The following is a 25,604-nucleotide window of genomic DNA, read 5'->3' on the forward strand; positions in this document are numbered from 1 at the left end:
ACCTAACAGGAACCTAACAAATTCCTAATAATTATCTAACAAGTTTCTAACAAACAACAAACATTCATAATAGCGATGAAAAAGATTTATAGCAGTATTATGGCCGTAGCCTTATTCGCATCGGCCTTGTCATGTACCTCCGGCGGTAATACCAACGATGCCGGAACGCAAACCGCCCAAACCCAAGCCCTCGATAGCGACGGTATCCCTACGGGAGGCGAGTGGATCACCATGTTCGACGGCAAGACCTTGAACGGATGGCGCGGCTATTGCCGTCAGGATGTACCCCAAGGTTGGGTGGTTGAAGACGGATCGATCACCTATAAAGGTAGCGACAATAAGGCAGACACGGGCTTCGGCGACTTGATCTACGACAAGAAGTTCAAAAATTTCGTTTTCGAGATCGAATGGAAGATCGACAAGGCCGGTAATAGCGGTATCTTCTATACAGCGCAAGAAATTGAGGGTACACCTATTTATTACTCCAGCCCAGAATATCAGTTACTCGACAACGAGAATATGCCGGACGCATGGGAAGGTTGCGACGGTAACCGTCAGGCCGGTGCCGTATATGACATGATTATGCCGGATCCACAACCCGTAAAACCGTACGGAAACTGGAACAAGACGAGAATCGTTGTCTATAACCAACGCGTGATCCATTACATGAACGACGTGAAAGTGCTGGAATTCCAGTTCGGTACACCGGTATGGCGTGCGTTAGTGGATCATAGTAAGTTCAGCAAGTTCAGCACGAGTCCGGAGAAATGCCCGGAAGCTTACGACTTGATGCTACAATGCGGAAAACAACCGGGTTACATCGGTATGCAAGACCACGGTTATGGTGTTTGCTTCCGCAATATCCGAATCAAAGAGCTCTAAAATCGTATGAGAATAGAGATTTGTCAATCTTATGAGGCATTAAGCCTTAAGGCAAAAGAGATTGTTACCTCAGAGTTAGGGCAGCACAAGGCACTTACGCTTTGTGCCGCCACTGGGGGCTCTCCTACCCGGATGTATGAGTTGCTGGTAGAGGAAGCCAGTCGCCAACCGGAATTATTCTCCCAATTCACGGTACTAAAGCTTGATGAATGGGGAGGAATCCCGATGGACCACCCGGGTACGTGCGAGTCGTATCTACGGAACTATTTCGTAGGTCCGCTTCAAATCCCGGAAGACCGGTATATAGCGTTCCAAAGCGATCCGGAAAATCCTGAGGCAGAATGTGAGCGGATCCAACAGATACTGGATCAAAAAGGCCCTATCGACATTTGTATATTAGGAATAGGGATGAACGGCCATATCGCCTTGAACGAGCCGGCTCCTTCCTTGCATACGAATTGCCATGTGGCTCATCTGTCCCAGAAATCCTTGCAACATCCCATGATCGCCGGGGATACGGAGAAACCGGGATACGGACTGACATTAGGCATGGCGAATATCTTTCAGTCACGCCTGATTATCCTTCTTATCAACGGGATAAAGAAAAGGGAGATTACTCAAGCTTTCCTTGAACAGAAGATCTCGACGGAGTTGCCGGCCTCCTTATTGTGGCTGCACCCGAACGTGATTTGCCTGATCGACAGGGAAGCGGCGCATAGTTCTAATTAAGCTTTTACAATTATCATGAAATACGCTATCGCATTAGACATTGGAGGAACAAGCATAAAATATACTCTTGTGAACCAGAATGGCGACATTCTTTACGAATCGTCGGAAACCACACAATCAAAAGAGAATCCACGCCCATTATCCGATACCATAAAAAGTATCGTACGGAAAATGACAGACTACGCCCGTTCCCGGGATTGGGGGATTTACGGAATTGGCATAGGTGTACCTTCCGTAGTAGATAATGGGGTGGTTCTCTTTGCCAATAATCTTCCTGAACTAGATAACCAACAATTGGATCTTGCGTTAGCGGAATTTAATCTACCGGTATTCATCGACAACGACGCAAACCTTATGGGGTTGGGCGAGGTGATATATGGGGCGGCTAAAGGTCTCTCCGATATCGTTTTCTTGACGGTGGGTACCGGCATAGGGGGTGCCTTGTTCTTGAACGGCCGGCTTTATGGCGGCTACCGGAATCGGGGCACCGAACTTGGGCACTTAATTATTCATGGTCTGAATGGGAATCAATGTACTTGCGGAGCGTCCGGTTGCCTAGAGGCACACGCTTCCGTAAGTGCGTTGATCGCCTTATACCGGCAATTATTGGAGAAGAACGGACGGGAGATACCTTCCCGTATCGATGGAAAATATATAGTAGAGCGCTATAAAGCTCAGGAGAAAGAGGCCGTACTCGCTATGGAGGATCATTTCCGGAATCTGTCCCTAGGCGTAGCGAGCCTTATCAACATTTTCGCTCCGCAAAAGGTGATTATCGGCGGAGGCATTTCGGAATCCGGAGATTTCTACATTGACAATATACGGGAGCAGGTCGGGAAATACGTGATGAAGGAAACCTCGTACTTCACGACTATCGAGCTTGCCCGATTAGGAAATAAGGCCGGATGCCTCGGGGCGGCGGCATTGGTGTTTAATCATTGAATCTATCTATCATGAATAAGAATAATTGGATCGTACTCCTCATCTTGTGTATTTGGTTTGTCATTTCTTTTGTTACCAATATATTAGGCCCTATGCTACCGATGATTATCGATAGTTTTGGGCTGAGCCTGACATTGGCCGCATTCTTACCGTTCTCATTTTTCTTAGCATATGGCATCATGTCGATCCCGGCAGGAATGATCATCGAGCGTTTCGGGGGAAAGATTTCCTTATTGATCGCTTTCAGTCTGGCGTTTTTGGGTGCGGGGCTTTTCGTCATATTCCCGACCTACCCTATCGTATTAACTTCCCTTTTCGCTATCGGTCTGGGCATGGCGATGCTACAGGTGATCATATTGCCTTTGATGCGTGAGGCGGGTGGAGAGAAAAAATATGCCTTTAATCAGGTATTGGCCCAGATCGTATTCGGGGCCGCTTCTTTCATGAGCCCGTTCGTCTTGGCCGGACTTATGCGGAAATTAACCGGTGAGGATTCGGCAAACGACTTCTTCATCCGTTTCCTCAAAGGGATAACGCCGGAGAGCTTACCTTGGAGCTCGCTCTATTTTATCTTTACGATTGTTTTTGTCATCATGTTAGTGGTTATCTCTTATGTCAAATTCCCGAAAGTAGAATTAAAGGAAGATGAGAAGGCGGGAACGATACAAAATTATAAGGAATTGCTCAGGCAAAAACAAGTTATATTCTATTTCTTAGGGATTATCGCTTATGTGGGAACCGAGCAAGGATTGGCGAATTGGATGAGCCTTTTCTTGAATATGTATCATGGGGTCAGCCCGGAAGGAGCCGGGGCTACTACGGTTGCTTGGTTCTGGGGATTGATGTCCATCGGCTGCTTGTTGGGATTGGTGATCGTTAAGTTAATCGACTCAAAGCTGATGTTACGTATCTTCTCGATGATAGCGATCCTTAATTTAGCGATAGCGCTCTTCGGTCCTACGCAAGTAGCGATTATCGCTTTCGCTTGTTGCGGCTTCTCGATCTCGATCATGTTTTCGGTGATATTCGCCTTAGCCCTTAACTCCGTGGATAAGCATCATGGAGCTTTTTCCGGTATCCTGTGTACGGGTATTTTCGGTGGGGCATTGATTCCGTTCATCATTGGTGGACTTGGAGATCTGATCGGGTTGCGCTATTCCATGTTTTTCCTATTTATCACGCTGGGCTATATCTTGAGTATTTCCTATTGGGCAAAACCATTGGTCAAGAATGAGACCGTCAGCCTTAAAGAATTGTTGAAGCAGTTAAACCGTACAAAATAAATATGTATATCTTTGGCCTATAAAATTATCATCCATGAAAAAAGAATCAATCTACCTCATTCTGGCATTTTTTATACTTTGCGCTCACTCTTTATACGCAAATAAAAGCGTACGGTTGTCTTCTCCAAACGGAAAGATCAAGTTCTCCTTGGTTTTGGATAAGAATAGCCCGGTATACAGCGTAGCGTTTAATAAACAAACCCTGATCCAAGACTCTCCGCTAACGTTGACTTTCGATAATGGGGCTTTCGGGGAAAATGTAAAGATCAACAAACCCGTGTTCAGCACGAAGGAAGAGACCTACGAACTGATCGTCGGCAAGGCGAAACATATACATAGCCTTTCCAAAGAGGTAATCATCCCGCTAGAGGAAACCGTTCAACCTTTCCGCAAGATTAATCTGGTCGTAAGGGCTTTCGATGACGGTATCGCCTTCCGCTATGAGTTTCCGAAGCAAAAAGGATGGGATTCGTATATCATGTATGACGAGGGAACCACCTTCAACCTACAAAGTAACCCGAACGTAACCACTTTATTCCTCCCCAACTACCAAAGTTCCCACGAAGGTAAATATACGGTCACGGATTATGCCGACATGGATAATAAACGATTGATGGATATGCCCGCCCTGTTCTCTTTCCCGAACCATGTTTATATGGCGATTACCGAGGCGGCGGTTCGTGATTACGCCGGTATGTACCTATGGAAAGAAAACGGGGCTCTTCTCGGGAAACTATCACCTAAACTGGGACAAGAACGTATCAAGGTAGAGGCATCCCTACCCCATCAATCTCCTTGGCGGGTCTTGATGATCAGCGATCAAATCGGTTCCTTGATAGCGTCCAATATCCTTACGAATCTCAATGAGCCTTGTAAGATAGAGGATACGTCTTGGATTAAGCCGGGTAAGACTACTTTTACGTGGTGGAACGGGAATGTCGTTCCGGATACGACTTTCCTTGGCGGAAACAATTTCCCCACGAATAAATATTACATTGATTTCGTAGCCCGTAACGGATTGGATTATCACTCGATCTACGGGAACGCCGAGCAAGCTTGGTATGACGAGGATGGAGCCGGATTCGGTTCTCCGGGCCCGAAAGCGGACATCTTGAAAGTCGTTCCGAGCCTTAATATGCAGGAGATTTGCGATTACGCCAAGAGCCAAGGCGTACGTATCCATTTATGGACCAACTGGAAGCCTCTGTACGCGAAGATAGACGAGGCTTTCGCCCAATTCGAGAAATGGGGAATCGCCGGTATGATGATCGATTTCATGGATCGAGACGATCAAGAGATGATCCGCATCCAAGAAGAGTTCTTGGCGAAGGCGGCCAAGCATCATCTATTCGTGCAATTCCACGGAGCTTGCAAGCCGTCTGGATTGAACCGTACCTATCCCAATGAGTTCACCCGCGAGGGTACGCTTAATTATGAGCATTGTAAATGGGACAAGGATACCGATGCGGATCATGACATCCATATGCCTTTTACCCGTTTATTAGCGGGAGCGACAGATTATCATTTAGGTGGTTTCCGCTCTTTGCCAAGGGATAAGTTCAAGAACCAAGAACGTAACCCTTACGTAATGAGTACCCGTTGCCATATGTTAGCGATGTACGTGGTATTAGAGAGCTATCTCGGCATGATTTGCGATACGCCGGAGGCTTACGAGGGACAACCGGGATTCGAGTTCCTGAAAGCCGTGCCTACGACTTGGGACCAAACAGTCGTTCCGAACGCTTCCGTCAATGAATACGTAACGATCGCCCGCAAAAAGGGAGAGGATTGGTTTGTCGGTACGATCAATAACAGCCAAGCACGCAGTATCGATGTAGACCTCAAGTTCTTGGATAAGGACAAGAAATATAAGATAACGATCTATAAAGATGCTGAAGATACGAATATAGACTCGAACAAACTCGTAAAAGAGGTTAAGGAGATCACCAACAGGGATAAAATCACCCTTCCGCTGGCCTCCGACGGAGGATCGGTCTTTCATATTCAACCCATCTGACGCAATCCACCCACTGCAACCCGGGTTGCAGTGGTACTGCAAGGCTGATGCAGTAATACTGCAACGCCCATACAGTAACGCTGCAACGCCCGTGCAGTAACAAGACACAAAGCTTTCGGATAAAAGCAAGTATTGGAGGAACCGGAACAATTGATTACTTTTGTCCTCAAAAGTATATAAATGAGTTACAATTGGAATACACGGACGGAACTTTTGTTCGGAGCGGAGCGTATGGAGCGCTTATCCCGTAGCCATGTATTGGTAGTTGGACTGGGAGGTGTAGGAGCTTATGCCGCCGAGCAGATTTGCCGGGCCGGAGTAGGAAAGATGACGATCATAGACGCCGATACGGTAAACGAGAGTAATATCAACCGCCAATTGCCCGCCCTTCATTCCACCCTAGGGATGCCGAAAGCCGAGGTCGTAGCCAAGCGTTTGCTCGATATCAATCCCCAGTTGCAACTAACCGTCCTGAATGAATTCCTGCGAGACGAGCGGACGGAGGAGGTACTCCTATCGGCCCCTCTCGATTTCGTGGTAGATGCCATCGATTCCCTAAGTCCCAAGGTATACCTGATGTACCAAGCATATATCCATAAGATCCCCATCGTGTCCTCCATGGGGGCGGGCGCTAAGGTAGACCCGTCCTTGGTACGGATTGCGGATATCTCCAAGACAATCAATTGCGCCCTCGCGAAAGCGGTGCGGAAACGGTTGCGTCCTCTAGGCGTAAGCAAGGGGATTCCCGTCGTATTTTCCACCGAGTTCGCCGATCCGGACGCCGTGATCGAAGTTGAAAACGAAACATGTAAACGTACGACCACGGGAACGGTCTCTTATATGCCGGCAACGTTCGGTTGTTTCCTTGCCTCGCACGTTCTAAGAAACTTGATATGATACAAACCGAAGGAATAACGAAAAGTTTCGGAGCCTTACAAGTATTGAAAGGCATCGACCTCACGATAAACAAGGGCGAGGTTGTCGCTATCGTAGGCCCTAGCGGGGCGGGTAAGACAACCTTGTTGCAAATCATCGGCACGCTCGACGCACCGGATAGCGGGCGGCTGGTTATCAATGGCACGGAGACAAGACGATTGGGCGATAAGGAATTGGCGGCTTTCCGCAACCGGAATATCGGCTTCGTCTTCCAGTTCCATCAATTACTGCCGGAGTTCACGGCCTTGGAGAACGTGATGATCCCGGCATTGATCGCCAAGGAGAAATCGGCCGTGGCCGAGAAGCGAGCGAAAGAGATGCTGGACTTCCTGAAACTCTCCGATCGCATGGCACACAAGCCCGCCGAGCTATCCGGCGGAGAGAAGCAACGGGTAGCGGTAGCCCGTGCGCTTATCAACAATCCGGCGGTTATCCTCGCCGACGAACCTTCGGGAAGCCTCGATACCAAGAACAAGGAAGAATTGCACGCCCTCTTTTTCGAGTTAAGAGACCAGATGAACCAGACGTTCGTCATCGTGACGCATGACGAACAACTGGCTACAAATACAGACCGTGTAATCCATATTAGAGATGGAGTGGTAGAAGCTGCTTATTGAACCCGCAGCTTCACCGTCTTCTGATCGTGGGCGATCTCCGCACGGATAATGTAGATGCCTCCCGGGAGATCGAACGTATAAGTCGGACGAGCGGGATATAAGGTACGTACCAAACGACCCATCGGTGTAAACACTTGTATCCGCTTCAATGCCTCGCTAGCACTGGCCACTACCCTACCCGATACGGCGGAATAGACAGAGATAGATTCCGCATCGCCTACCCCCTCATTACCAGTAGGCGAGCCCGCACTTAGGAAATAACGTCCATGGCTGCTGCCGTCCAAACGCAAGGTATACGTATTGTCCGACAGCTCCGTACTTTTACGGGTCACGGCATCGTACAGGTAAAGCGTCTCCGCCCAATCGCCGATACCCTCTATCGTCAGTGTAACCTCGCCCTTACCCTCGCCGGCATATACGCCAAGGGGCACTTGGTCGATCCGTCGTGCTACGTTCACGCCCACGGCACGAGTCCCGGCAATAGTGTACACCTGCGGGATCTCCTCCAGTTCCGTATCCAGCAAGATTACGGCATCCTTATCTGCCTCATAGCTGTTCGTAGCATCATCCTGCCGCGTCAGCAAGGCCGTGCTGCGATATGCATCCCGCTCCGCTGTCAGCCTCAATACCGGGTTCTTGGCCATAGCGGTACGCAAGGAAGAAGAGACCTTCTCCGGCTCTCCTTGCATCATGGAGGGATCGAAACGAACGACCTTCAGATCGGCACCGGTTGTCGTACCTTCCGCTTTCGTTTTGGCCGCATCTTTCAGCTCTACAAAGAAGGCCTGCATGGGGGCGATAACGGCTCCGGAAGTAGTATCAGTATCTCCATTTTCCCATGCCACATCAAGCGTACCGACAACAAGCCCCTCTCCAATCTTCGTATCCAATGTCCAATATTTTTGCGCTAAGATAGCCTCATTCCCTTTCAAGAAACGAGCGATATCCAACAGATACATATACGGATTACCCAGCAGGAAGTGCTTACCGTCACCATCGGCGATGGCACGGACGGTTCCATTATCCGTATTCCACCATTCTTCCGTTCCATTCGCATCTGTCAATACCACCTCGATAGGCTCGTTATCCGCCAGCTTGCCGGCATTGATCCGTTCCGCTAAAGTCGGGGCTTTGGTCATGGCGGCTCTCAATGTAGCGTTTTTCGTCTCCGGTTTCCACGGTTCATAGTCGTAAGAGTCATCCGCTTTCGGCAGGCGTACCAAGACATTTCCATTCAAAGCATCCGCATTCTTCTTTTCTACGCTGGCATAGAATCCCTTTCCTAATGCGTAAGGGACGTTCACATCGTTGTATTCACGGCTCCAGTTGGATTGGACTACCTCGTAATGAGTTGTATCCAAACCATTCTCCGGAAAAGAAGCTATTTGATCTGCTTCGCTCTTCGGCACGTACATCGTGATCGCCTTGTCCCAAGCTTTCTAGTAGAAGGCAGGAGCTTGGCGGTCGTTGTCAGCCGTGCTGTAGGTGATATCGGCGAAAGCATTGGTGTTCTGACGGCCCGTGTTCTTCACGGTGTACATATCGCCGGCGAATACGCTTTGCAGGGGCGATGCCATCCAATATTTCGCATTAGGTGTCATCTCGAATTCCACGCGGGCGGTGTCGTACGTCAGGAGTTGCTGACGGCGTAACTGCGCCTCGGGTTTGAAATAGATAGCCTTTACCTTATTTATATAGTACGGAGCTACGATAAGTCCTTTATCATTCTTATTTACCGCCATATCATATTGGATATATTGGGTAGCCTTTGTTTTAGATGTCGTATCAATTCCTTGCAGTAAATTCTTATCCTCTTTCAAGTCTTCCAATTCCAGCGTCTGCCCTCCCGGGATCGTGATACGGGTGAAATGAAGCGGGGCGAAGGCGGCAGTCACAAGATCTTTACCGTTGGCATCCGTACCGTCTGTTCCGTTCGGATCTATATACAATTCCCCTTTCGTGGATTGATGCCAGTTCATGTCATTATACCATGCCTCGCCGGTGTTTGTACCCTGCCAAGTCAGATACTCCGGTACGATCTTGACAAGCAAGGTAGCATATCCCTCGCAAGAGCCTTTTACGAAAATTCCGTCCTTATATTCACCGAATGGAATATAGAGTGAATAGATTTGGCCTTCGGCGAATTCTTTATAAGCATCCTCATTAAAGGTCATCGAGAATAATCCGCCGCCATAATCTTTTTCACTTTTAGCTTTCGCAAACAAAGCCGTCAAATCACCTACCTCTGTATAAATCTGCCCTTGCCGCAAGAATATAGTCGTAGCGTCACCGTTGGGCTTACCCAATTGGTTAGATCCTTTCATACCCATTGTCAAGCCTTCTCCTTGAATGGGAATATCCGTTATGCTTCCCTCCATGATATTCGGCAAGCCGATACGCAGGGGTACATGGGGATAATGCTCCATTCCTTCCGGGTACTCCACATCCGGGAAACCGGCAAGTAGTGTCGGAGCGGGAGCGGCTTCCATTGTTAATTCGTGAGGCTCATTACAAAAGAGCCATATACGTCCCTTTTCATCCTCATGATCATCAGGCAAGTAAGGAATCGCCACCACCTTTTCTGTCCAGCGGAACTCTGCTTTTCCATACTCACCACCAATCACTAATCGTGGCTCGTTGTCTACATCACCCAAAAGCAATTCCTTCAATTGTCGGGTTACCTCTTCCTTGTAGTTTTCTTCGCAGTACCGAATCAAACCATCCGCAGAAGCTTCAGAACCCTTAAGCTCATCTCTATAAGAGCGCAATATATCCGTTAACCCCAGCTTTCCGTCAAGAGTTGCAAAAGCCGACGAATCTCCCAAGAACCAATCGAATGTATATGGAACATCAGGGAAAACTTTTTCAAACTCATCTGTTACCCCAAGTGAATTATTGTCGTCATCTACTTCTTCCACCAACACGGTAGCCTTTTCAATCACGCTGATCCGTCCCTCGCAAGCGATCGCACCCTCCGGGAACTGGGTCTTGGTATTTGCCACGATCGTAACGGATGGGAGTACGGTGAAAGGAACCGTCAGAAGGCAAGGATCGTCGAAGCCATATCCCGCATAGGCATTCGGGAAATTCACCACTTCATCACTAGTCACTGTTGCGGCCGCACTAAATATCACCACATCATACTTGCCGGAAGCAGGCTCTACCTGCGTCCCGCTTCCGTATGGTTTCTCACCTTTATATTTCAGCTCCGTCTTATTCACATCAATGGCACCCAACTGGATGATATTTGTATTTTCCGCATCCCACCAAGGCACACGAGGACGAGAGATACCCATCACCGAACATACGGCTCGTATCAATTGTTCATATATCTCATAGCCGTTTATGACCGCATCTATATTAATATTTTGCGGATCCGGTACGATATAGTCCCAATTTTGTTTTTGACAAAGTGTTTTCAAACCCTCTGTCAAATAGTTGATATAGGCTGCCTTATCCTCGTATAGTCCACCATATTTTTTTGTAACGAGTGTGTCTATATCCGCATTCCAAACGTTGCTCTTGGCATCGTATAAGAAATCATTGATCATACGTAGGTTGACAACAATCTGCCGATGCATTGCGGTCTCATAACTTGTCAGACCTTGAAATCCATCATGATTTAACCCTTTCTCTGTCGGAACGATGATACGATACACTTTGCTTCGATTGTTATAGTTCTCATTCGCATAGTCCTTCAAATCCGTCTTCAATGTAATCCAGTCTTCAGGCTTGTCTATATCCCCGGTTTCCTTTTTATCGGTAGCTCCGACATAAACGTTTCCAATCGTTTCATTAAGACTCTCTTTTCTTTTCTTCGGATCACTCCCCATCAAACCATAGCGGTATTTCCATATATGCTTTGAGTCTTCCGTAACACCGTCTTTCATTCTATCTTTAATGGTAGCCAACGCATCCGGTTGAATGCTCCAGCCCATATTCTGAAGCAAAAGCTCATATTCCGTAGAAACGGTCAGGTTGGCAGAAGAACACACGTCTACTCGTTTCACGTCGATCTTGGGCTTGGTGCGGTAGATACGCAGACCATCGATGGCGTAGTCCGCACCGTTAGAGTGAAGGGTGTTGTTTTGTACTTCCAGATAATATTTTTCATAACCAACAAGCGATTCGGGCACAGAGAAGGTGTACATTAATTGTTGCCATTTGCCGATGTTACGATTTGTCCAAGATCCCCCATTTACAATTGAATCTTGGAGCGCATTTCCCGAAGAAAAACGGTGTAAAATGACTTCAACCTCTTTACCATCCTCCCCCTTCTTCACTCCGATAAAATTCATATTAATATTAGGAGGAAGAGTACTTCTAGCGGAGGAAAGAGTCATATCATTCACCCAAAAATTAACCAGAATACCAGTATGCTGGCATATCGTACCATCCAATTCCATTTTCACCAAGCGTCCCGGCAAATTCGCTGCATCTACATAAAAGAAATAGCCTAATGATTTTTTTCCCGTATTATAATAAGTCCGATCGTAGATTCCTTCTTTACTAGGAGAGCTACCAAGGAGCATAATCCAACGATATTTTCTGTTAGCAATTGATTCATTATTCGTTGATATTCCCTCTATATTCGCAGTACGAAATAATCCATATTGATTTTGCAGGGGTTTAAGATTATTTTCTATGATGTGATTCTTATAATCATACGGGGCATACTCTGTAATTCCCAAATCCAACCATTTCCCGCTTTCTGGAAAACCAATCGGTGCTATATTGTTCTCCGAGTTTAACTCATCTACGGATATAGTATCACCCCGGTCGAAATTTATATGCCCGATTCTCTCATAAAGATCCGGATGATTATCCGGGTTACGTCTTGTATCATCGGATATTTCTTGCCCCGACTGCAACATAAAACCATAATCACCGGGGATAAGCTTGTATTGAGCTAGCACAGGACTCTTCTTGCCACTTGCACTTATCGCCCGCACATCATACTTCACAAAATCCGTGTTTACCTCTATCGAACTTATCATCTGCTTCCAATGAAGTTTATCTCCCGATTCAATATTTGTCCATGTCCCTCCATCTTTGCGATATTGGTAATAATCTCCCTGCACAATAGTTCTATTATCATCATCGTACCACGCATAGTTATTGGCAATTTGGCCCAATTGTATATTGATCGTCTTGCTGTTTTCAGGAACGTATATATCCTCTTTAATAAAAGGAATCATATCATTCGCTCCGGAAGCTTTTATTCGCTCAGCGATCTCCTTAGCCGGACGAATAACGAACTTATAGCGTACGGAAAGGGTTGGTTCTGTAAATTCCTTGGAAGCTATGTTTTTATCATTATAATCTGTATTTTGGCTCACATCACAAAAAACAACATCGTCTTTCACCGTCTGTACTTGATATTCAATCGTAGACGCTCCCGGTACATTTTTGCCTGTGGCAAAACCTTTATACCAAAAAAGAGAAGTTCCTGCATCCCGTAAACAAGTAGGATACTTGTTCGGTTCTAAGGAACCTCCCTCCACAAAAGAACCATCATCCATAGGATTTACATCTTTACCTTTTATATTATCCTTTGTCAAGGTTTCACCATCCAATCGATACCAACGGACATACCAATCATACTCTGATAGATGAACACTTCTTAACTCCGGAATAAACAACTCCCTCGCTTCCCCGTCCGCTATATACACCGTATCCACACGTTCTGTAATATCGGTTTGGGGTGAACCATTCTTATAATTGATTGTGTACGTCTGCCCCCACGCCGACGCAACCGTACCGGCGGACAGGATCAGCAAGCAAGTTAATAACAGGGATTTATATCGTAGGTTGATTGATGGTTTCATCCGTCAGGTCCTCCTTTCTTAGTTTGTTGTTGTTATATTATGGTTGTTGTTGTTTTTCGTAGTTTCTTATTTGAATGGTGTAAGGGATTTGCATCTCTTGCTCCATGTTCTCGCCGTATTTTATCACGAGTGTGAGGACGACCGTGGCATCCGCTTCTCCGCCCAGTTCTTGGGTACGGATCGTGAAAGAGCCGGCTTTCTTCAGACCGCCTTGTCCCGTACCCGGCGTAAGCGCAGTTTCGGGAATATCCAATTCCGCATCCGTCTCAAAGCTCGTTCTGTCTACGTTTATGGCCGTGATTAGCGGTTTATTCGCATCGGCATTCTTCCAGCTGACGGAACTGTACTTCTCTGTCGCGACATTTCCCCCCTCCTTTTCCTCATAGCCCTTGATGGAGAAATCTCCTGTCACGCCATCTATGCCGGATATCTCGAAACGGATCGACAAGTCGCCGGCGGCTTGCAGGGTGTGTTCTACAGGTGTCAGGATCTGCACGCCCGTCTTCTCACCATAGACCAAGGCGGTCGGGTAGACTCCGATGGGGAGGCGTTGCTCGGCTACTTCCAATTTTGTCGTGATGTTGGTTATCAAGACCGGGATAATCAGCAGGTCGTTGCGGCGCACGAAACCGAAGCTCGTGGTATGCTCCGTGCGAGGACGGCCTTCGATATCGACACCCAGCAGGATCTCTCTCGCCCCCGCATTGCCTTCGGGGATGTAGCGGGTATAAGTCTTTATGTTGTGGCCTTCCGCACCGTCCTTGATCTTCGCAGGTACCTCTTGATTCGCTTCGGAAGGGATGATCTCCTCTTTAAATAAATCCGTTTCCTCTACCGTCTCTCCAGTCGGAAGATTCGGGGCCAGTCGCTCCGCACCACCTTCTCCGGCAGTCTCCAAATACTTGTTATTTCCCCAAGGCAAGAGCCAGATCGGCAGGCTTCCCTTGCGGAGGTTCATGATGTCCAATTGTTTTACGGTTATAGGTTTGTCTAAGTTGTTAGTTATCTTCACTTGTACCTTGCCGATCATGCGGATCAAGGGAATCTCGAATTTGTTCTCTGCCGGAGCGGGTTTCAGCGTATACTCCTGGGCGTAGCTGCTCATGGGGATGCGCTTTCGAGACGCTTCCTCGCCTCCGAATTTACCCTTTTTCTCCTCATTCCTTGTATCGATACTCGTTCCCGAGTCCAATATCTTCACCTCCGACAGTTCCGCCAAGGAATGTGCCCCGGTAATTTTTTGATACAACGATGTACCATCTTCCAGCGACTGCAAATTGGCGAACGCATAAAAAGAGTATTTGCCGAGGGGTAACCTCATCTCTACCTCCGTATGAGAATCATCAGGATCATTGACATCCGGCGTCCACGTACCCTCTCTAGATGTATATCCGGCCAATTCAGCGTTCTCATCATCATACGCCACCACCAGCCAGTCCGTGATGTCTCGCTCGTATTCATCATCATCTTCCCAAGTAATTGTCTCGCCGGCTTTCGTTTGCGGCGGTCGTGCCGAGCGGGAAGTCCGCAGGGTGATGGTCACGACACAACTGTTCGGGTCGTCGTCGGGGAGATCGCCCCCCCGGTCTTCGCCGCAGGCTACGCAGAGCCAGCAGAGGCAAAGACCGGCGGCGACCGCCATCAATTGGTTATATAGGGTATAACGTCTCATCATTCGCGCTATTTAATAAATCTCAGTTTACAATATACCATCGTTGATACGGATCACCCAGTCTTTCACCTGTATCTTGAAGCAGGCGTACCCCACGATCGTAGGGTCTTCCGGATCAGGCCCATCGGGATTATCCGGGTTGTCAGGGTTGTCAGGATTATCCGGGTTGTCAGGATTGTCCGGTCCCGGCGGATCCGGAGGCGTAGGCTTATCCGGGCAATCGGGGCATACCTTCGGCGTAAGGAAGAAGATGATCGAGTACTCATCCTGCCGGTCCAGATACTCCTGCGGGGAGATACGGTGCCCCTCCATCTTGGTGAGAAGGAGGTAATCGTTGAGGTTCACGTTCAGCACATCCTTCTCCCATCCGTGGTGACGGATGATGAGGCGGTAGTTGCGACCCGCCATCAGGCGCATGGTGTTCATCTCGGCCACGGCCACGTATTGCCCGCCCACGGTAGCGCCGGGAGTCGGGTCGGCTCCCAACTCCACGTTCTCCGTATAATAAGGCAGGTAGTGGATGGTGGGATCTTGCAGCAGGGAATTGTCGTAATCCATATACCCGTTGTCGGCCACGATCCGGAAGGAGAAGTTATTCACGTCCATGTCCTCCCCCATCACGTTTTGCAGCACGACACGTAGCTTGTTGGTATTCTTGGCGAGGCTGATCACCTTCTCCTCGGGCATGTCGCGCGTCACGGTGAAGGTATCGAGGCTATGCCAAAGCGGGTGCAGCTCGTTGGGTTGTGTCGTATCGTCCTCACGCAAGGTACGTACCTTGACGTCTTGCGCCCTCTCGACAGCCCGCGACGCCTCGGCGGGATCGTTCCATGCGTAACTGCCCTTGTCCAGCCCGGCCCAAGTGACTACCTGATAGGTACCCGGCTCCATGTCGAGGGCGATGGAGTTCCGCTCGTCCAGCTCGCTCTTCTCGATCCGCCGCTGGAAGAGGAAGTTCCCTTCTTGGTCGCAGAAGAAGAGCGTAACGAAGTCTACCTCATGCTGGAAAGCGTCGGCGAATTTCATATTATAGTCGTACTTGAAATACAGCCGGAACTCGCAAAGCGGCAGCGAGTCGTCGTGTATCCAATCGCAAGCGTATAGCCCCACGGACAAGGCAGCTACGCCAATCAACTGTTTGCAGGTATGAAATAAACGGTTCATAATCATTTTATTAAGATACACAGTAATCCTCCGCCCGTACTACCGGGGATGGAGGTAAACCATGATGCCCATTATAAGGTTCTTATGATGGGCATCGTAAGGTGGCTTGGATGGGCATCGTAAGGAGCTTACAATGCCCATCGTAGGAATCCCCCGGAGGGGTAGGGTTAAATAATGATGTCTTTGTTCGTGCGTTTCACCCAATCTTTCACGTAGATGGTGACGTCGATGGTAACATCATCCGTCTCATCCGGTTTGTCCGGCGTATCCTTACCCGGCGTGTAAGGTAGCGGGTCACCTAAGCCACGCACACCCGTCACGTACAATTGGTACACGTTGTTACGCACGATACAGAACTCCATCACGCCCATCATACCATCGTTCCCGTTATCGTTATGACGGATCCAGAACTTGTAATAGCTCTTTCCGCCTTTGTATAAGGAAACGTTGTAGAATTGGTACAAATTACCGATCTGCTCTGGGGTGAAATTATTCGGATCAGTGTAGGTATCAGGGAGATGACCACCGTCTTTCTCATTTTGTTCAATTCTAAATTCAAAATAGCATAGGCGCTTTTTTAGCCCATCAGTCCAGTTTGTTTCGCCCTTAATCATGTCACTAAGATATTTCTTAAACGCGATCTCAAATCCGTTCTGATCAGACATGGAATTAATCGCCTTTTGTACATCAGCAAATTTCGGTAATGTTACCTCATTCCAGCCTTTAATTAAGCCTTTCAATAAATTAGGATCCGAACCCTCTTCCAAATTAAATGCGCAAGCGGCAACAGACGGAAGATCTTTATAGACAGAACGGACAGTCGCACCCTCACCGTTCTTATGGACTGCCAAAAGGAATGTTTTATTGTCATCTAAAGGAACAGACTCAATAGAACCCGTTTCTTGATTATAGAAACTGACTTTAAAATTATCACCATCTGGCATAAACTCAGACTCGAAAATAACGCCGGTAGAATAACCATTTACTTGCGCCTCACGATCCAACGTGTTCTCCTTGGTGTACACGACGGGGTAATATATTCTATCATTCAATCCTTTATAAAAAGCTTCAGTATTAGCATCAGGAATCTTAGCCATATTCTCAACCCTATTTAAGTCTTTGTTTTCCGGATTAAAATAGTTGATATAAGAGTCCTTGAATTGAGCCCAAGGATTATTGCCTTCCCCCGTAGGTACCTCTTTTTTGCTGATCGACGGATCCAGCACATAATTATAAAAGCCACCCGGATTATTTAGCGCCGTCATAGACCATACTTCATCACCCAAATATTTAAAGTCATTACCTTTTTTAGTATAACTTCCAGTCATCGCATCCGCTAAACTTGACCCTTCGCCAAAGTTCTTATCCGCTTTAGGAGAGACCTGCTTAAACACGTAGCTGTTACCCTTCCATTGGTTCACGACCTTGTAACCCGTCAATTTGAATGAGCCTTTATTCTTTACCGGAGAACTTTCGAGTATTTTATCTGTCTCTAATACAGCAGCATATCCCAAGTCGATACGTGCGGCCATACGCTCCACGAATACGGTTGTTGCCGCCGGTTTCGTCTCATCTGTATTTTCCACGGAAATGTGAACAAGCGACTTCCCTATGCCATCTACGCCTTTCATCTTGTGCGTAGACATAATGAAGTGATCCGCTTTCGAAACCTGATTAGTGCCAGTCCATAAATCCTTTAAAGTTTCTCTGTCTCGTAACTCACCCAAAGTAGTAATACCCTCTATTCTATATCCGGCATTAACTACCGTAAATACTTGATAATCACATCCATCTACTGTCAGCTCCTCATTCATCGTCACCTTCATCGTCACTTTTCCGGCACTGTCATGATTAGGCTCGCCACCTCCACTCGGATCAACACCGGTCTTAGATTCATACCAACCCTGTCCGGCAATCTCTAAACTTTTATTTACGTCATCATTAAAGAAGTCCAAGGGGTTAGAGTCAAATGTATTACCGTCATATTTCACCAAGAAGATATTAACATCATACACCTTACCCTCATTAGCGCCATCGAACTCTTCCAAGAAACCGTTGCCGTCCTCGCCCCAGCCGGCACCATCGTTATTAGGATTAGAAGGAGTTCCTCCCGCCTTCGTCAATGCCCCCTTCGACACCGTGGAGACGTTCACTGTCATATAGACTTTGCCGCCATCGTCCTCACCACCGGAATTGCCTCCGTTTTCGATATCATCGGAGCAACCCGTAACCGCCAGCAAGAAAGCGGCGGCCGCGCTTAATAAATAATTCTTTTTCATGTTTCTCATTCGTTTTTATATTTGATACTCATTATTATCATCCTGCGATCACAGCTCTCGCCATCAATCAGCCAGTTCCTCCCGCTTCGCGGCGATCTGCCTCAAGTTCTCCTCCACCTGCGAGGCTACGGAAGGATCGCCGGACAACTTACCCAGCAGGGCCTCCGCCTCGTCCAAGCGGTTCTCCAGCATGGCGATGGCCGCCTCCGCCAAGGTACGCTCCGCGGAATCGGAAGTCTTCGCCAGATAACGGCGGGCCGATTCCAAGCGACCCGCGTCGATCGCCGTAAGGGCGGCGTTCAGGTTCGACACCGGATCCTCCGGATACATACGCACGGCAATCTCGAACACCTCGCGGTAAGCGTCGCTACCCGGTTCCATCGTCTGCGCCACCCGGAACATCTCGTTTAGACTCAACTGCCTAGGGTCCGAATAGATCAGCTCACGGGCCTCCTCTACCGTAAACGAGCGGATCGTGTAGCGCACCGCATAATCCGAATGGCGCAAGGCGGGATAAATATCACGCAAGAGCACCCGATACGAGGCCCCCCCGTTCAACGCCTTCAGCTTCGCCTCGCGGCGGTCGTAATCCTTCGGTTCGTCCGCACGGATGATGGCCAGCAGCTCCTCCTTGTCCGCAAGCGAGGAGTTCTCCACCCGTTTCTCCAATCCGGCCCAGTCCTCCGGCTCGAAATCCACCGTGAAACGGGCCTGCTCGAAGTGGTAAAGACCCTTCACATATTCGATCAACGCCTTGGCGCGATGCTCGGCCAAATAAGTGTTATGCTTATAGGTACCTTCCGGCGACGCGAAACCCTTGATATATACCTCCGTGATGGTAGCGTAAGGATCCTCCTTCACCGACGACACGGTCTCAAGGATCTTGCGCAGCTCTGAGGGATTATCGCGATACTCGGGATATATCTCCGTGCGGTTTACCGGGAAGTCGAGGAAGGCGCTTCCTTCCTTCACACGCTCTTTCACACGCTCCGCCTCCGGCGTGACGTAGGCCAAAAGCGGCCGCAATACCACAGGCTCCGCGATCCGGATCGGGAAAAGCGGCGACTTGTCATTGCTCAACGCCTCCCAGCCGCAACCGCAAAAATCGGCTACCAGCGACACCTCCGAACGCTCCATCCACTTGGCGAAAGGAATAGAGGCATGGTAATCGAACGTCTGCTCCTTCCCATTGTAACGGCGTAAGACAAACTCCCCGTTCGCTGCCGCGTCGCGCCCGGACCGGTCGTACTGGATCTGGCGGTTACGCCCGTTCACGATCACGGGAGGCAAAGCCCTTACGCTATCGCCCCGCTCGATCAGCGGCGTACAGACCAAACTCCGGTTGGCCGGTAGCGACAACTCGTCCAACGCTAGTTTCATATCAATTATCAAGCGATCGCCCACATGCTCCACCAACCGCTCCTTCACGACGATGGCGGTAGCCGTCTGCTGCGCCTGTACGGGAATCGTAGTACCCACACAACCGGCCAAACAAGCGATCCCAAGTATCATCCATCCTTGTAGATTCTTCATTTTTCAGTCCTCCATCGATTTAAAATTGGTAAATGAGATTGATCGCCGCCTGCGTAGGCCCGAAGTAATGCTTCTTGATCCCTTCTTGCTTGCGGCCGCAATTCGCGCAGGGATACTTGTCCGACTTCAAGTACAGATAGCCCACGCCCACCGTAGCCTCCAAGTTCCAATGGCGAGACAGCAGCCACGAGTATCCATAACTGATACCGGCTCCCGCGCCCCATCCCTGGTGACGCTCGCCCTCTGTACCCAGCCATTTGATATCGGCTACATTATATAATAGGTACGGAGTATGCACGCCGAGGAAATGGCCGTTAAACGTCTCGCAAAACCAATACCTCAACTCCGGGTGCAGACGCAAATGCTTCAGTGAGCGGCCATAACTCCCATCATCGTTCTTGCCGCTGAACGGATTCAAGCCTGCCTCCAACTCAAGTGTCCAATGACGGGCGAGATAAACTTCAGCCCCCAAATTAAACGTGGCAGTAGCCCAATAAGGAATATTGCTCTTGATCCCAATCATGGAGCCTTTCCCTTCGACCGGCACCCCCTGCGCTCTCGAAAGAAACGGGACTGCCAACAAGAATAGCATGAAAATCGTCTTCTTCATTCTTTCTTATTCATTATGGTTGTTAATCTTATATCTTTTCACCCTTCTGCCCCTCAAGACCTAACTTCCTAAAATCAACTAACGGCAAGAATGGCCCGTGGACTTATTTATGGAATAAGGTTTAGCGTTTCAAAAACGTCAGCGGAGAATAAACGTTAAACAACATTTTATTGTCGTTTATATAGTATATCAATAGACCACACGGAACGTTTCAGAAAAACATGTACATGTTTTCCTGAAAAGACGTACATGTTTTTTGGAAAACACGTACATGAAATCCAATAAATATTATGGTGTTTCTATACAGCTATCAATCAATGGCTTACATATAGGCCTATCCAAACGAGCTTATTGTATTATTTGTTTTTGATATTCAGGAGGAATTTGTAGAGTATAGAAATTCCTCTTTAGTTGAGAGAGTGAATCAATAAAGGTGAATATGGTTCATTTTAAAGACATAGCTTCCCCTAAATTCCTTATTTGGTGAAAAGAACTTGACAATTTTAATGCAGAAAAGTTGTGATAATAAAATATTTATTATGTATTTTTGTGAACTAATAGGGAGGAAGTTACTATTTTAACGCTAAAACTCCTTATTCCATAAATAAGCTCACAAACCATCCATCCTTTTCTCAAGAATCCGATTTACAGAGCCTATCACCTTCATGTTCGCATGAGCCAAACGTGATATATCCAATTCTTCCAGATAAAAACGAGTCGTTTTCTCCGACGAGTGCCCCAACGCCTGGCTGATCAAGGCCATCGGCATATCGCAGCGTAAAGCTTCTGATGCCCAACTATGGCGAACAACATACGACGTAAACGGATTCGGTAACCGTAAAGTTTGCCCAATCCGTTTCAGCCGGGCATTATGCCGAGCCAAGCTACGCTTATACCTCAAATGGTCCGGATTCTTGGGCGGAAGAATCGGGAACAAATACGGCGATCCGGTCGCTCGCTGCCGATCCGCGTATTTCCGGATCAATTGCAACATACTACTGGTTATCTCCAACCGGATCATACGTCCTGTCTTATGACGGTGATATACCAACTCATTCCCCCGGATATTCTGCCTCGTCAAGTACGCTATATCCACAAAAGGCATCCCGCAAGCCATAAAACTGAATAGGGAAAGATCTATCGATAATTCCACTTGCGGGTCATCCGCCACCTTGATCTGAGCGATTTGCTGGAACAAAGATGCGGGAATCGCACGCCTCGCCGTCATCGCACGCCGGAGTTTCAAATTCTCAAACGGATAATATGACGCAGGAATCAACGACTCTTGGCAAGCCGTATTATAAAGCGCCCGCAAACTACTGATATACGTATTTACCGTATTAGTAGCTAATCCTTTTCCCTGAAGATACGTGATGAAATCTATCACCAACGCACGATTCAAATCGGCCAAACAGAACCCCGGGTTCTTCACGAATCTTAAAAAATGCCTTACGGCCACCTCATACAACTCAGCTGTCCCTTCTTTCTTTAACTGCCGTTTCATGTCTCTTCGTTTTCCCATATAATCCATCAATGAGATTGCTAACTTTTTCTTACGTCCTCGTTTCATACTCCTTTCACTAAATTATTTATACTTTACACGAACAAATTAATTCAAATTATTACTTTTGTTCCCGAAAATAAGAAAATAGGTAACAATTAAAAGCATAAAAGCAACAATAAATAATATGGCAAACAATCGAGTCACATTCGGTAGTAAATTGGGCGTAGTACTAGCTACCGTAGGATGCGCCGTCGGATTGGGAAGCGTATGGCGCTTCCCGTATATGCTGGGAGCAAACGGAGGTGCGGCCTTCCTACTGGTCTACATACTTTTCATGATATTCTTGGGCATTCCGGTAATGATAACCGAGTTTTTCATCGGCCGGCATTCCCGCAGCAATACGGTGGGTTCTTTCAAGAAAATGGCTCCCGGTACAAAATGGTGCTGGATTGGGTACAACGGTATCTTGGCCGCGTTTTTGATCTTAAGTTATTACTCGGTCGTCTCCGGTTGGACGCTTGAATATGTTTGGCAAACGCTAAGTGGCCGTTTGTATGGACAGCCGGATATAGACTATACGGCCGATTTTCAGGATTTCGCTTCCAATGTCTTCCGTCCGATCTTTTGGATGGGCGCTTTTATCGGGTTGACTCACTTCGTGATTGTCTCGGGCGTAGAGAAAGGCATCGAACGGGCCTCTAAGATCATGATGCCGCTTTTATTCTTGATCTTGCTGATCATGTGCGTACGTTCCGTGACCTTACCGAACGCTGAGGCCGGATTGCTTTTCCTTTTCAAGCCGGATTTTAGCAAATTGACTTCCTCAGTGGTCTTGAGCGCACTAGGACAGGCTTTCTTCTCTTTGAGTTTGGGTATGGGCTGCCTGATCACTTACTCCTCTTACTTCGGGAAAGATACGAATATGCAGGCCACCGCTTGGCAGGTGACAATCATTAATACGCTTGTCGCCGTATTGGCCGGTATCATGATATTCCCGGCGGTATTCAGTTTCGGCATCACCCCTTCCGCTGGTGCGGAACTCGTGTTTATCACGTTACCGAACGTATTTGGGCAATTACCGCTGAGTGGCTTGTGGTCCTGTATTTTTTATATCTTGCTAGCGATGGCGGCACTGACTTCCACGATCTCTTTACATGAGGTAGCTACGGCCTACGTTCTTGAGGAGTTCCATATGACACGCAAGAAAGCGGCTTTGATCGTTTCCTTAGGAGTCTTTTTCTTAGGTATTTTCAGTTCACTCTCATTCGGGGTGATGAAAGGATTCACGATTGGAGGCTTGGCCTTTTTCGACGCGCTGGATTACTTGACCGCCAAGATCATGCTACCGCTGGGAGGTATGCTCACTTGTATTTTCGTAGGTACACGTGTCGATAAAAAAGTATTGAAAGCCGAGTTGACCAATGAGGGGACTCTTAAGTTCCGTCTTTTCGGCGCTTACGTATTCTTTATGAAATACGTGGCCCCAATCGCCATCGGTATCGTATTTTTGAACGAATTAGGGATCTTGAAATGGATTACCGGTAAATAATACCGAGAATTCCTTGTCAATAGAAACGGAACTTCTACCTTTGTCGGTGGAAGTTCCACAAATCAAAACATAAGACTATGAAATGGCGTGATTTACTTTATTTCTCCAAGGGGGAAAGGCAGGCTCTTACCCTACTCCTTTCCTTAATAGCGATGGCATGGATCGCAATTATCGGGACGGATTTCTACCGTTCCCAATTTCAAACAGTCCCATTGGCAAACACCGGAATCAAACAAGATTCCTCACGGATCTATTCGAATAAAACACCTTCAAATTTCATTCGGAAAGAAAAAGAATCCCATTCGAACGAAACTAAAATCCCTTCCGAATGGAAATCCAAACGCATCCGAAGGGAATCAAAGCCCCATTTCCCCTCTTATCCCCAAGCAGAAAAATGGCCGCAAGGAACGGTTGTCGAATTAAACTCGGCTGATACCACCGCCCTTAAAATGGTTCCGGGAATTGGTAGCGTTTTTGCCAAGCGGATCATTAAATACAGGGACTTACTAGGAGGATTTTATTCCGTGGAACAGCTAGGAGAAGTATATGGTATTGACGAGGAACGCTATGAAGCGATGAAATCGTGGTTTTCCGTGGACCCGTCAGTTATAAGTCATCTATTTGTCAACCAACTGTCAGCTAAAGAACTGGCCAGTCACCCATATGTCAGTTATAAACAAGCTAGGATCATTGAGAAAATGATCCGGAAAAAAGGGAAATTACAAGGTTGGGAGGATTTATCCCTATTGGAAGAGTTTCCGGAGCATGAACAACAACGATTACGATATTATCTTTCATTCCATTGATATTTTCACTATGTTTGTAACAAAACATATTCTGTATGATCTATCTGAAGCAAGTCAAATTACTGGACCCGGACTTGGTAGCCGGCAATCCCGAAGAACTAAAATACCCGTATAAGGCTCCGGCGGTACGTTTCACGGAATCATTCATTTTCCGCAAGCCGGTTACTTTCCTTGTCGGGGAAAACGGGGCGGGAAAATCTACCCTGCTGGAAGCGATGATGAGTAAATATGAGGAAAGGGATGAGGAAGAACCGGGTATGCTCTATGACGGAACCGAGGCCTACAAGATTTACGCCAATGTCTTACCCGAGCATATTAAGCTGATCGAAACCCGAAAACCGGAAAAGCATTTCTTCTTCCGGGCAGAATCCTTTTTTAACCATGCGGCCGAATTGGATAGGCAAGCCCAACTGGAATTACGTAAGTACAGCAAGATCTACGCCTATAAAGCTTACGGTGGCAGGAGTTTATTGGAGCAATCGCACGGCGAGAGCTTTCTCAGCGCTTTCCTGAATTATGCCAGCCGCAATACATTATTTATATTAGACGAGCCGGAAGCCGCACTCTCCCCACAACGGCAGCTGGCCCTTTTGGTGCGTATCCATGAACTGGTGAATAACGGTTGCCAACTGATTATCTCCACGCACTCCCCGATCTTGATGGCTTATCCGAACGCGGACATTTATGCCATCGATGATACCGGAGCGCACATCACCCCGTATGAGGAAACAGAGCATTACCAGCTCACTAAATATTTCCTCACGCATACGGAGCAAATGATGAAAGAACTGCTTGAGTGAGATTACTTCTCCCAAGCATTTACGATCTCGGCAATGTAAACGATATGCGCATTGCCGTTCTTCTCATCATACCAACGAGGGAAAACACTAGGATCTAAAAACTTAGCCTCCTCGATCTCGGACTTATAGACCACTTTACATTCCAACGTAAGGCGAGCTTCCTCGAATACAGGATTACCAGCCTCCGTAAAGAACGGTGTCAACCCCGTAGCGGCCACTTTATCAATCTCCCGGCCGGATTTAGAGCCACAAATGCTATGGGCTTTCCGGTGCTCCGGTCCTAGGAAAGTAATCGTGAACTCATTTTTAGCGTCGATAAACTCACGGGTATAACGCTCCGGACGAATAAAAGCAAACACCACCGGACGGTTCCATAACACTCCCACGCCGCCCCAACTGGCAGTCATCATATTAAACTTCTCCTTATCACCGGCGCTTACCAGCATCCACTCC

At 47.7% G+C, this 25,604-nt stretch carries 19 protein-coding genes; 10 read left to right on the plus strand and 9 right to left on the minus strand.

Translation table 11 applies throughout. The features are described 5' to 3' along the window. Positions 1-75 precede the first annotated feature (75 nt). From DW033_RS18175 to DW033_RS18205, 7 genes are all read left to right on the plus strand, one after another. A complete protein-coding gene (locus tag DW033_RS18175; RefSeq protein ID WP_005863943.1) occupies positions 76-882 on the plus strand; it encodes a DUF1080 domain-containing protein in 807 nt (268 codons plus the stop codon). A 6-nt stretch (positions 883-888) separates the two neighbouring features. Then, complete coding sequence (locus DW033_RS18180; RefSeq protein ID WP_005860625.1) at positions 889-1,611, plus strand: galactosamine-6-phosphate isomerase; 723 nt, start codon at positions 889-891, stop codon at positions 1,609-1,611. Between the two features lie 15 nt (positions 1,612-1,626). Next, the gene (locus tag DW033_RS18185; protein ID WP_005863941.1) at positions 1,627-2,553 is read left to right on the plus strand and encodes an ROK family protein; all 927 of its coding nucleotides are present in this window, start codon (positions 1,627-1,629) and stop codon (positions 2,551-2,553) included. Positions 2,554-2,564: 11 nt separating this feature from the next. Continuing rightward, a complete protein-coding gene (locus DW033_RS18190) occupies positions 2,565-3,836 on the plus strand; it encodes an MFS transporter (protein ID WP_005863938.1) in 1,272 nt (423 codons plus the stop codon). Between the two features lie 34 nt (positions 3,837-3,870). After that, on the plus strand, positions 3,871-5,853 hold the full coding sequence (locus DW033_RS18195; RefSeq protein WP_122383008.1) for a glycoside hydrolase family 97 protein: 1,983 nt from the start codon (positions 3,871-3,873) through the stop codon (positions 5,851-5,853). 180 nt (positions 5,854-6,033) lie between these two features. After that, positions 6,034-6,750, plus strand: a complete 717-nt coding sequence (locus DW033_RS18200) for a ThiF family adenylyltransferase (protein WP_005863934.1) — start codon at positions 6,034-6,036, stop codon at positions 6,748-6,750. Beyond that, on the plus strand, positions 6,747-7,406 hold the full coding sequence (locus tag DW033_RS18205; RefSeq protein ID WP_005863932.1) for an ABC transporter ATP-binding protein: 660 nt from the start codon (positions 6,747-6,749) through the stop codon (positions 7,404-7,406). Before DW033_RS18200 ends, DW033_RS18205 begins: the two co-directional genes overlap by 4 nt. Here the strand turns inward: DW033_RS18205 and DW033_RS25020 are convergent. The 8 genes from DW033_RS25020 to DW033_RS18240 all read right to left on the minus strand — a co-directional run bounded on the left by DW033_RS25020 (position 7,400) and on the right by DW033_RS18240 (position 22,062). Next, a complete protein-coding gene (locus DW033_RS25020) occupies positions 7,400-8,821 on the minus strand; it encodes a hypothetical protein (RefSeq protein WP_233554243.1) in 1,422 nt (473 codons plus the stop codon). The genes DW033_RS18205 and DW033_RS25020 overlap by 7 nt on opposite strands. Before the next feature lie 24 nt (positions 8,822-8,845). Next, positions 8,846-13,234 carry a hypothetical protein gene (locus DW033_RS18210; RefSeq protein WP_233554244.1) on the minus strand — a complete coding sequence of 1,463 codons (4,389 nt, stop codon included), beginning with the start codon at positions 13,232-13,234 and terminating at the stop codon, positions 8,846-8,848. A 37-nt stretch (positions 13,235-13,271) separates the two neighbouring features. After that, a complete protein-coding gene (locus DW033_RS18215) occupies positions 13,272-14,909 on the minus strand; it encodes a hypothetical protein (RefSeq protein ID WP_172681056.1) in 1,638 nt (545 codons plus the stop codon). A 24-nt stretch (positions 14,910-14,933) separates the two neighbouring features. After that, entirely contained in the window at positions 14,934-16,070 is a 1,137-nt protein-coding gene (locus tag DW033_RS18220; protein WP_122379033.1) for a FimB/Mfa2 family fimbrial subunit, read from the minus strand. 167 nt (positions 16,071-16,237) lie between these two features. After that, positions 16,238-18,349: an Mfa1 family fimbria major subunit gene (locus tag DW033_RS18225; protein ID WP_122383009.1), complete on the minus strand. Its 2,112-nt coding sequence runs from the start codon at positions 18,347-18,349 to the stop codon at positions 16,238-16,240. Positions 18,350-18,412: 63 nt separating this feature from the next. Then, positions 18,413-19,882, minus strand: a complete 1,470-nt coding sequence (locus tag DW033_RS18230; protein WP_008778656.1) for a DUF3868 domain-containing protein — start codon at positions 19,880-19,882, stop codon at positions 18,413-18,415. Positions 19,883-19,901: 19 nt separating this feature from the next. Next, a complete protein-coding gene (locus DW033_RS18235; protein ID WP_005863920.1) occupies positions 19,902-20,492 on the minus strand; it encodes a DUF3575 domain-containing protein in 591 nt (196 codons plus the stop codon). Positions 20,493-21,102: 610 nt separating this feature from the next. Continuing rightward, the gene (locus tag DW033_RS18240; RefSeq protein ID WP_005863918.1) at positions 21,103-22,062 is read right to left on the minus strand and encodes a site-specific integrase; all 960 of its coding nucleotides are present in this window, start codon (positions 22,060-22,062) and stop codon (positions 21,103-21,105) included. Between the two features lie 118 nt (positions 22,063-22,180). Here DW033_RS18240 and DW033_RS18245 point away from each other — a divergent pair, with 118 nt between their 5' ends. The 3 genes from DW033_RS18245 to DW033_RS18255 all read left to right on the plus strand — a co-directional run bounded on the left by DW033_RS18245 (position 22,181) and on the right by DW033_RS18255 (position 25,151). Then, complete coding sequence (locus DW033_RS18245; RefSeq protein WP_005863916.1) at positions 22,181-23,545, plus strand: sodium-dependent transporter; 1,365 nt, start codon at positions 22,181-22,183, stop codon at positions 23,543-23,545. 77 nt (positions 23,546-23,622) lie between these two features. After that, positions 23,623-24,351, plus strand: coding sequence for a helix-hairpin-helix domain-containing protein (locus DW033_RS18250; protein ID WP_005863914.1), 729 nt, complete (start codon positions 23,623-23,625; stop codon positions 24,349-24,351). Positions 24,352-24,386: 35 nt separating this feature from the next. Then, on the plus strand, positions 24,387-25,151 hold the full coding sequence (locus DW033_RS18255) for an AAA family ATPase (protein ID WP_005863912.1): 765 nt from the start codon (positions 24,387-24,389) through the stop codon (positions 25,149-25,151). Between the two features lie 2 nt (positions 25,152-25,153). Here DW033_RS18255 and DW033_RS18260 read toward each other — a convergent pair. Then, a partial coding sequence (locus tag DW033_RS18260) for a flavin reductase family protein (protein ID WP_233554246.1) occupies positions 25,154-25,604 on the minus strand: 451 nt, incomplete at its 5' end.

This window comes from Parabacteroides sp. AF39-10AC (assembly GCF_003635405.1).
GTDB classification, from domain to species: Bacteria; Bacteroidota; Bacteroidia; order Bacteroidales; family Tannerellaceae; genus Parabacteroides; species Parabacteroides distasonis.

Bases quoted from the DNA above. Each gene is read 5' to 3' on its own strand.
- DW033_RS18195 (WP_122383008.1), top strand. From the start codon at position 3,871: ATGAAAAAAGAATCAATCTACCTCATTCTGGCATTTTTTATACTTTGC.
- DW033_RS18235 (WP_005863920.1), bottom strand. From the start codon at position 20,492: ATGAAGAAGACGATTTTCATGCTATTCTTGTTGGCAGTCCCGTTTCTT.
- DW033_RS18245 (WP_005863916.1), top strand. From the start codon at position 22,181: ATGGCAAACAATCGAGTCACATTCGGTAGTAAATTGGGCGTAGTACTA.
- DW033_RS18225 (WP_122383009.1), bottom strand. From the start codon at position 18,349: ATGAAAAAGAATTATTTATTAAGCGCGGCCGCCGCTTTCTTGCTGGCG.
- DW033_RS18240 (WP_005863918.1), bottom strand. From the start codon at position 22,062: ATGAAACGAGGACGTAAGAAAAAGTTAGCAATCTCATTGATGGATTAT.
- DW033_RS18255 (WP_005863912.1), top strand. From the start codon at position 24,387: ATGATCTATCTGAAGCAAGTCAAATTACTGGACCCGGACTTGGTAGCC.
- DW033_RS18205 (WP_005863932.1), top strand. From the start codon at position 6,747: ATGATACAAACCGAAGGAATAACGAAAAGTTTCGGAGCCTTACAAGTA.
- DW033_RS18210 (WP_233554244.1), bottom strand. From the start codon at position 13,234: ATGAAACCATCAATCAACCTACGATATAAATCCCTGTTATTAACTTGC.
- DW033_RS25020 (WP_233554243.1), bottom strand. From the start codon at position 8,821: ATGTACGTGCCGAAGAGCGAAGCAGATCAAATAGCTTCTTTTCCGGAG.
- DW033_RS18175 (WP_005863943.1), top strand. From the start codon at position 76: ATGAAAAAGATTTATAGCAGTATTATGGCCGTAGCCTTATTCGCATCG.
- DW033_RS18215 (WP_172681056.1), bottom strand. From the start codon at position 14,909: ATGATGAGACGTTATACCCTATATAACCAATTGATGGCGGTCGCCGCC.
- DW033_RS18250 (WP_005863914.1), top strand. From the start codon at position 23,623: ATGAAATGGCGTGATTTACTTTATTTCTCCAAGGGGGAAAGGCAGGCT.
- DW033_RS18180 (WP_005860625.1), top strand. From the start codon at position 889: ATGAGAATAGAGATTTGTCAATCTTATGAGGCATTAAGCCTTAAGGCA.
- DW033_RS18200 (WP_005863934.1), top strand. From the start codon at position 6,034: ATGAGTTACAATTGGAATACACGGACGGAACTTTTGTTCGGAGCGGAG.
- DW033_RS18185 (WP_005863941.1), top strand. From the start codon at position 1,627: ATGAAATACGCTATCGCATTAGACATTGGAGGAACAAGCATAAAATAT.
- DW033_RS18190 (WP_005863938.1), top strand. From the start codon at position 2,565: ATGAATAAGAATAATTGGATCGTACTCCTCATCTTGTGTATTTGGTTT.
- DW033_RS18220 (WP_122379033.1), bottom strand. From the start codon at position 16,070: ATGAACCGTTTATTTCATACCTGCAAACAGTTGATTGGCGTAGCTGCC.
- DW033_RS18230 (WP_008778656.1), bottom strand. From the start codon at position 19,882: ATGAAGAATCTACAAGGATGGATGATACTTGGGATCGCTTGTTTGGCC.